This window comes from Brevundimonas diminuta ATCC 11568 (assembly GCF_000204035.1).
Classification (GTDB): domain Bacteria; phylum Pseudomonadota; class Alphaproteobacteria; order Caulobacterales; family Caulobacteraceae; genus Brevundimonas; species Brevundimonas diminuta.
The window spans coordinates 448,247-455,561 of record NZ_GL883084.1 but is presented as its reverse complement, the minus strand read 5'-3'; the positions used below and the strand labels follow the sequence as shown (position 1 = coordinate 455,561).

The 7,315-nt window shown below is 64.7% G+C and carries 6 protein-coding genes; 2 read left to right on the top strand and 4 right to left on the bottom strand.

What is annotated here, in order from left to right; all coding sequences use genetic code 11:
- The 4 genes from BDIM_RS02280 to argB form a co-directional block, all read right to left on the bottom strand.
- On the bottom strand, positions 1 to 1,242 hold a 1,242-nt coding region (locus BDIM_RS02280; protein WP_040344573.1), incomplete at its 3' end, for a S8 family peptidase.
- A gap of 318 nt (positions 1,243 to 1,560) precedes the next feature.
- A complete protein-coding gene (gene dapD / locus BDIM_RS02275; RefSeq protein ID WP_003163946.1) occupies positions 1,561 to 2,430 on the bottom strand; it encodes a 2,3,4,5-tetrahydropyridine-2,6-dicarboxylate N-succinyltransferase in 870 nt (289 codons plus the stop codon).
- Positions 2,427 to 3,140 carry a pyrimidine 5'-nucleotidase gene (locus BDIM_RS02270; protein WP_003163945.1) on the bottom strand — a complete coding sequence of 238 codons (714 nt, stop codon included), beginning with the start codon at positions 3,138 to 3,140 and terminating at the stop codon, positions 2,427 to 2,429. The genes dapD and BDIM_RS02270 overlap by 4 nt, the downstream gene beginning before the upstream one ends.
- Complete coding sequence (gene argB, locus BDIM_RS02265) at positions 3,137 to 4,066, bottom strand: acetylglutamate kinase (RefSeq protein WP_003163944.1); 930 nt, start codon at positions 4,064 to 4,066, stop codon at positions 3,137 to 3,139. The genes BDIM_RS02270 and argB overlap by 4 nt, the downstream gene beginning before the upstream one ends.
- 135 nt (positions 4,067 to 4,201) lie before the next feature.
- Here argB and BDIM_RS02260 point away from each other — a divergent pair, with 135 nt between their 5' ends.
- Both BDIM_RS02260 and BDIM_RS02255 read left to right on the top strand, forming a co-directional pair.
- Positions 4,202 to 6,406 carry an AGE family epimerase/isomerase gene (locus BDIM_RS02260; protein ID WP_003163943.1) on the top strand — a complete coding sequence of 735 codons (2,205 nt, stop codon included), beginning with the start codon at positions 4,202 to 4,204 and terminating at the stop codon, positions 6,404 to 6,406.
- Positions 6,407 to 6,569: 163 nt separating this feature from the next.
- Positions 6,570 to 7,315 (top strand): outer membrane protein (locus BDIM_RS02255; protein WP_040344764.1); only part of this gene is annotated, 746 nt, incomplete at its 3' end.

Here is a 7,315-nt window from a genome sequence, read left to right as displayed (position 1 = left end):
CAGCCGCCCCGCCTGAACGTCGAACAGGGCCTCGCTGCGCGGTTCGTCGCCCAGCCACGGCGCGTCATAGGGGCCGTAGCGCGCCACGACCGGCTCGGGCAGTTCGACCGGCACGGCGGCGGCCAGGGACAGTCGCGTCCCGCCCGGCGCATCCAGCGACACTTGAGACTGGCGCATGGGCGTCGGCGTCTCGGGCTGCCAGCTGCGGCGCGGCGCGGGGCGATAGGCGTCGCCCAGGTCGACCCGGAACAGCCGCTCATACTCGTCGTAGGCGATGGTGCTCAGCGCCCCGGTCCGACCCATCGCGTCCCCGAACGGCCCGCCGACATGGGCGCCGGGCGCCACGGCGATGTTCACTGATGCGCCGGCCGCCATGGGCGAGGCGGTTGCGCCGACGGGCTGGAACGCGCGGGCGATGTCCAGGGCTCCGCGCCCGAAGGTGACGTCGGTCCCCGCGTCGCCGAGATCCGCCCCGGTGCGCAGCAGAATGTCCACCGCCTCCCGTCCAGTCAGATTGGGGAAGGCTTCCAGCAACAGGGCCAGGGCGCCCGCCACGGCGGGCGAGGCGAAGGAGGTGCCGTTGACCCGCCAGCAGCCGTCGCCTTCACAGCCCACGATCACATCGACGCCCGGCGCCGTCAGATAAACGCCCTGCGAAACGCCTGCCTTATTGGAGAAATCGCCCAGTTGGCGCGCGCGATCATGGGCGCCGACGACGATGATGGAGCCGGCGAAGCGCGGGTCGCTGGCGTATCGGCCAGGCCATTCGGGATTGGTGCCCGCCTCATTGCCGGCGGCGATGGCGAAGATGACCCCGGCGTTTACCGCGCGCTGCAGGGCCGCTTCGAATTGGGAGCCTAGAGGCGTCTCGCCGCCCAGGGACAGATTGATGATCTTGGCCCCGTTCTGAACCGCGTAGTCCAAAGAGCGCACCAGGTCGGATGATCGGAAACAGACCTTGTCGTCGGGGTCCGTGCAGTCGCTGACATCGGCGCGAATCGACAAGATGGTCGAGTTGAAGGCGACGCCGACGGTGCCGAAGCCGTTGAAAGGCGCGGCGATGATGCTGGAGACATTGGTCCCGTGGTCGTCCGCACCTTGCGGCTGGTTGCGGCCGGGCACCACATCGGTCGACAGGGGAGAGACGTTCACCCCCAGATCCTGATGGTTCAGCTTGATGCCGCTGTCCACCACGGCGACGGTCACGCCGCGCCCGGTGGCGCCTCTCTGCCAGGCGCTCATGGCGCCGACGTCTCCGACGCCCCAGTTGCGCAGATATTCGGCGGACGTCGCGCTGGGGATGGCCGGAGGAGGAGGAGGAGGCGGAGGCGGTGGAGGCGGTGGAGGCGGCGGAGGTGGAGGCGTGACGATGCCGCCGCCCGTTCCGCCGCCCCCGCCGCCGCAGGCTGCCAAGGGCAGGGCCAGCAGGCCCAGAACGCTGATAGAGACGGCGTATCGCCGCAGACGCTGAACGGACATGGTTCCCTCTCCCGAAACCTATCCAGCCATTAGGCTGGTTTCAGAGAGATTGACGAGTCCGTCGGATCCGGTGACGGACGATCAGTCGCGCAGCAGTTCGTTGACGCCGGTCTTGGCGCGGGTCTGGGCGTCGACGCGCTTGACGATGACGGCGCAGTACAGCGACGGGCCGCCGTTCGGGTCGGGCAGGGCGCCCGGCACCACGACCGAATAGGCCGGCACCTCGCCGCGGAAGATCTCGCCCGTGGACCGGTCGACGATCTTGGTCGAGGCCGACAGATAGACGCCCATGGCCAGGACGGCGCCCTCGCGCACGATGACGCCTTCGGCCACCTCGGCGCGGGCGCCGATGAAGCAGCCGTCCTCGATGATGGTGGGGTTGGCCTGCAGCGGCTCCAGCACGCCGCCGATGCCTGCGCCGCCCGACAGGTGGACGTTCTTGCCGATCTGGGCGCACGAGCCGACCGTGGCCCAGGCGTCGACCATCGAGCCTTCATCGACATAGGCGCCGATGTTCACGAAGGACGGCATCAGCACCACGTTCTTGCCGACATAGGCGCCGCGACGAACAACCGCGCCCGGCACCGAGCGGAAGCCCGCGGCCTTATAGTCGGCGGCGCTCCAATCGCCGAACTTGTTGGGCACCTTGTCCCAGAAGGGGCCGACGGCGACCGGATGATCGGCCGACAGCGGCAGGGTCGGGGCGTGGCCCGCGCGCATGATGACGTTGTCGTTCAGACGGAAGGACAACAGCACCGCCTTCTTCAGCCATTGGTGCGTGGTCCACACGCCGTCCTCCCCGCGCGAGGCGACGCGCGCCTGGCCGGAATCCAGCAGGGCCAGGGCGGTGTCGACGGCGTCGCGCACTTCGCCGCGCGTGGCGGCCGAAACCTCGGCGCGGGCTTCCCAGGCGGCCTCGATGACGGATTCCAGGTGGGTCAGGTCGGTCATTGCGGATCTCCGTCCAGCATGGCGGTGGTCAGGAAGGGGCCGAGGGAGGCGGCCCGGTGTTGGATGTGGTCGCCCTCGGCGGTGAAGGCCTTGGTTCCGACCAGCACGGTGGTCATGCCCAGATCGCGCGCCGGCTCCAGGTTCTTGGGCGTGTCCTCGAAGAAGCAGGCGGTCGCCGGATCGACGCCGAAGCGCGCCAGCATCTTGTGGAAGGTGCGCGGGTCCGGCTTGGGGATCAGGTCGGCGTCCTCCAACGCGAACACTCCGTCGAAGAAGGGCGTCAGCTCCAGCTTCTCCATCACCCGCTGGGCGTGACCGGCCGAGCCGTTGGTGAAGATCAGGCGCGGACCCTGCAGCCGCTCCAGCGCCGCATGCAGGCCGGGATCGGGCGCCAGCACGTCTAGCGGCACGTCATGCACCTCGGCCAGGAAGTGATGCGGGTCGATCTCATAGTGCATCATCAGCCCGGCCAGGGAGGTGCCGTAGTCGTGCAGATAGCCGCGCTGCACCGACAGGGCTTCGGCCGATTCCAGGCCCGAGGTCCGCACGACGTATTGGTTGATGCGCTGCTCCACCTGACGCAGGAACTGCGTCTCCGGCGGGTACAGGGTGTTGTCCAGATCGAAGACCCAGGACCGCACATGGCGCAGGTCCGCGCCGATCTCGGTAGGCGCGGTTTCAGGCGCCGTCTTCGGCGCCGAACCCGTCACTTCCGCCTGACCAGGGTGCCGGCGCCGTGCTCGGTGAACAGCTCGACCAGCATGGCGTGCGGGCGGCGCCCGTCCAGGATGACCACGGCCTCGACGCCCGCGCGGATGGCGGCCATGGCCGTCTCCAGCTTGGGGATCATGCCGCCGGTGGCGACGCCGTCGTCGATCAGGCTCTGCGCCTCGTCCAGCGTCATCTGGCGGATGATCTCGCCGTCGGCGCCCTTGACCCCCGGCACGTCGGTCAGCAGCAGCATCCGCTTGGCGTGCAGCGCGCCCGCGACGGCCCCGGCCACGGTGTCGGCGTTGACGTTATAGGTCTGGCCGTCTTCGGCCACGCCGATGGGAGCGATGACCGGCACCCAGTCCTCGGTCTCCGAGGCGATCAGGCCCTTGATCAGCTTGGGATCGACCTTGGTCGGCTCGCCGACGAAGCCCAGATCGACCTCGTGCTCGATCATGCTGTCGGGGTCGCGCTTGGTGCGCTTGGTCTTCTCGACCGTCAGCAGGCCGGCGTCCTTGCCCGACAGGCCGACGCCGCGCACGTCGGCTTCCTTGCCGGCGACGGTGATCCAGTGGGCGATCTCTTTGTTGACCGCGCCGGACAGGACCATCTCGGCCACCGACATGGTGTCCTTGTCCGTCACGCGCAGGCCGTCGACGAAGGCCGATTTCACGCCTGCCTTGTCCAGCATGGCGCTGATCTGCGGGCCGCCGCCGTGGACCACCACGGGGTTCACGCCCATCAGCTTCAGCAGCACCACGTCCGCGGCGAATTGCTTCGCCACGGCGCTCTCGCCCATGGCGTGGCCGCCGTATTTGATGACCACGGTCTCGCGGTCATAGACTTGGATATAGGGCAGGGCCTCGGCGAGCGTCTTCGCCGTTTCCCAGCCGCGTTCCTCGGATTGCCGATCAGTCTCTATCATCGTGCGCGCTCGATAGCCCCAAGGGCGGCGGGAGTCACGGGGGAGGTGCTGTTGAAGTTAGCGAGAGTTGTCATTCTTTCGTAATTCTATGGTCGGGTACTTCCCTTCTGCGCGATTCAGATTAGGCATCCTCGCATGAGATTATATCCTGTCATTATGTGCGGCGGTGCGGGAACCAGGCTTTGGCCGGCTTCTCGCCCTTCAAGGCCTAAGCAGTTCATCCCGCTTTCAGGTAATCGTTCCCTTTTTCAGGAAGCCGTTTTACGGACGCAGCCGCTAGTTTCCGGTGGCGGGCGCATTATTGTTATTGGCGGTCAGGCGCATCGTAGCGCCATTCTGGATCAGCTTCATGAAATCGGCGTCATTGCTCAAGTCTTGCTTGAGCCGGAGGCGCGGGATTCGGCAGCCGCTATGGCGGCGGCCGCAGCATGGACGGAACAACACGACGCGGACGGGGTGAACGTTTTTGTCGCGTCAGATCACCATATTCCGGATCATGGCGCCTTCTGCGAAGCTGTACGAAAGGCGGGCGAAGCCGCGTTGCAGGGGCATATCGTCACCCTGGGCGTCAAACCGACCGAGCCCTCGACCGCTTATGGGTATATTCAGCCGGTCGCAAGTAATCTTGCTCCAGTGCAACAGTTTGTTGAAAAGCCGGATCGAGATGTAGCTCGAGAGTACATTGAAAAAGGATTTCTTTGGAATAGCGGCAATTTCATACTCTCTGCCAAGACGCTGCTTTCTGAACTCGCGCATTGTGCTCCCGATGTCCTTCAGTCGGCACGAGCGTCGGTTGACGGTTGTGCTGGGGATGTCTTTGAGCTTGGCGCAGCTTTCCGTTCTGCGCCTAAGATTTCGATCGACTATGCCTTGATGGAGCGCACGCAGCGGGCCTGGGTTTTGCCAGTTGATTTCCAATGGTCGGATTTGGGAGCTTGGGACGCCGTCGCCGCGACGGGCGAAGGAGAATTCGGCGGGCATATCTTCGAGGACGCTGAAGGCTGCATGGCGCGTGCACCGGAAGGCGTAGTCGTCGCGGCCCTTGGGGTTCGAAATCTGGCCATTGTGGTTGAAGGCGACGCCGTCTTGGTGTGCGATCTGTCTCGCGCTCAAGACGTGAAGAAGGTAGTGGAGCGACTGCGAAAGTCTTCCCCTCAGCATATAGACTTCGTCAAACCTGAAATGGAGACGCTTGAAGTTGGTGCGCGCCGATTCCGGGAGTGGTTGCGTTTGCGCGCATTGCCGCTTTGGTCGTCTGTGGGCCAGGCCGAAAATGGAGCATTTGCGGAGCTGCTTAATCTTGATGGGCGAAGTGTAGCGGCGGAGCGACGTGCGCGCGTTCAGGCTCGACAGATTTATGTTTTTGCGCAGGCGGGCTTGCTTGGATGGCAAGGGCCTTGGCGTCAGAACATCATGGACGGGTTCGCATATCTGGAAAGAACGTTCCTGCGTCCGGATGGTTTGATGCGAACGTTGGTGGCGCATGACGGCACGCCTCTGGACGAGGATTTCCGTGTCTATGATCAGGCTTTTCTTCTGCTCGCGCTAGCGACGGCCAAGAAATCGGGCGTTGACTGGGACGGGCGTTCTGAAGCGATCGCTCATGAGGTGAGAAAGCGGTTGCTGGAAAGGGCGGATGACGGTGGAGCCATCGTCGAAGCCGGAGACCAGCCATACCAGTCAAACGCCCACATGCACCTGCTGGAGGCGGCCTTGGCTTGGTCCGAGGTCAGCGATGATCCGACATGGAGTACGCTCGCAGAACAGGTTGCGAGCTTGGCCACGACTGTTTTTATGGATTCAAAGACCGGCCGATTGAGAGAATTCTTCGAGGCTGACTGGACGCCTGCTTCTGGCGAGAAAGGTCGTCTCGTCGAGCCGGGTCATCAATTCGAATGGGCCTGGTTGTTGGCGCGCTTGCACCGTCGCGGCGGAGATCAGAAGTGGCTGACGGCCGCCAAGATTTTGTTCGACAGCGGGGTTGAGGGAGTGGATGCGCGCGGTCAGGTTGCCGTAGACGCCTTGGATGAGGAGGGGGCGGTTCGTGTAAGGCGTGCTCGTCTGTGGCCTCAGACGGAGTGGCTGAAAGCCTCCCTGCTTCTTGCTGATCTGTGCCCGGCAGATGAGAATCGTTTTTCGTCAGAGGCGGCTCGCGCTCAGCGCGCCCTTTGGACATATCTGACGGATGACGGACTGTGGCGAGATAAGAGGCTTGCAAACGGCCGCTTCATTGATGAAGCCGCTCCCGCCAGTTCATTGTATCATATTGTTTCCGCCTTTACACAGGTCGCTGAGGCGAGAACCTTGGGGGGCGGTGCTCCCTCACTTGCTTTGAGCTAAAGAGAGACTTAACCTTTTGTAGCTTTTGGAACACGCTTGTGTTGCGTGGAGCCAAAAGTGAGCGTTTCGTGCTCGACCGCCTATGGCGACGCTGGTAAGGGTCGACATAGGCGGTGACTTAAATATCGCCCACCTTTCAATAAATCTCGGAGGGCCGCATCCTATGCGTGTCAAGAGTTTGATCCTGGCGTCGAGCGCAGCGGCCGCCCTGGCCCTGTCGGCCGGCGCTGCATCGGCTGAGCCGGACGGCTGGTACGGTGCGATCGACGCCGGCTACCACATCATCGACGACATCAACACGGAAGCGTCGACGAACGGCCACAACTGGAACTGGGAAGTCAATGACGGCTGGGCGGCGTTCGCTCGCCTCGGCTACCGTTTCAATCCGAACTGGCGTGTCGAACTCGAAGGCGGCTACCGCTCGGGCGACATCGGCAAGGTGCGCGCCGTCTCGGGCCCGAACGGCCTGTGCAACCTGACGCCGGCCACCGGCCCGTGCCACTCGCCGGAAGGCGACATCACGTCAACCACCCTGATGGCCAACGTGCTGTACGACTTCGGCTCGCCGGACTGGACTATCCGTCCGTTCGTCGGCCTGGGCGTCGGTGTGAACCGCGTCAACGTCGACACCGTCGGCCGTCTGCGCCAGACGCCGGGCGTCAGCTTCTCGGCTGACGACAGCTCGACCAAGTTCGCCGCTCAGGCCCTGGCCGGCCTAGCCTGGTCCATCTCGGACCGCGCCAACGTCGACCTGACCTACCGTTACCTGACGGGTGACGCTGAGTTCGACACGCGCTCTGCGGGCACGGGCGCCATTCAGTACGGCACTCTGTCGGGCGACTATGACCAGTCGCACACCGTGACGCTGGGCCTGCGCTATGCGTTCGGCGCCGAGCCGGCGGCTCCCCC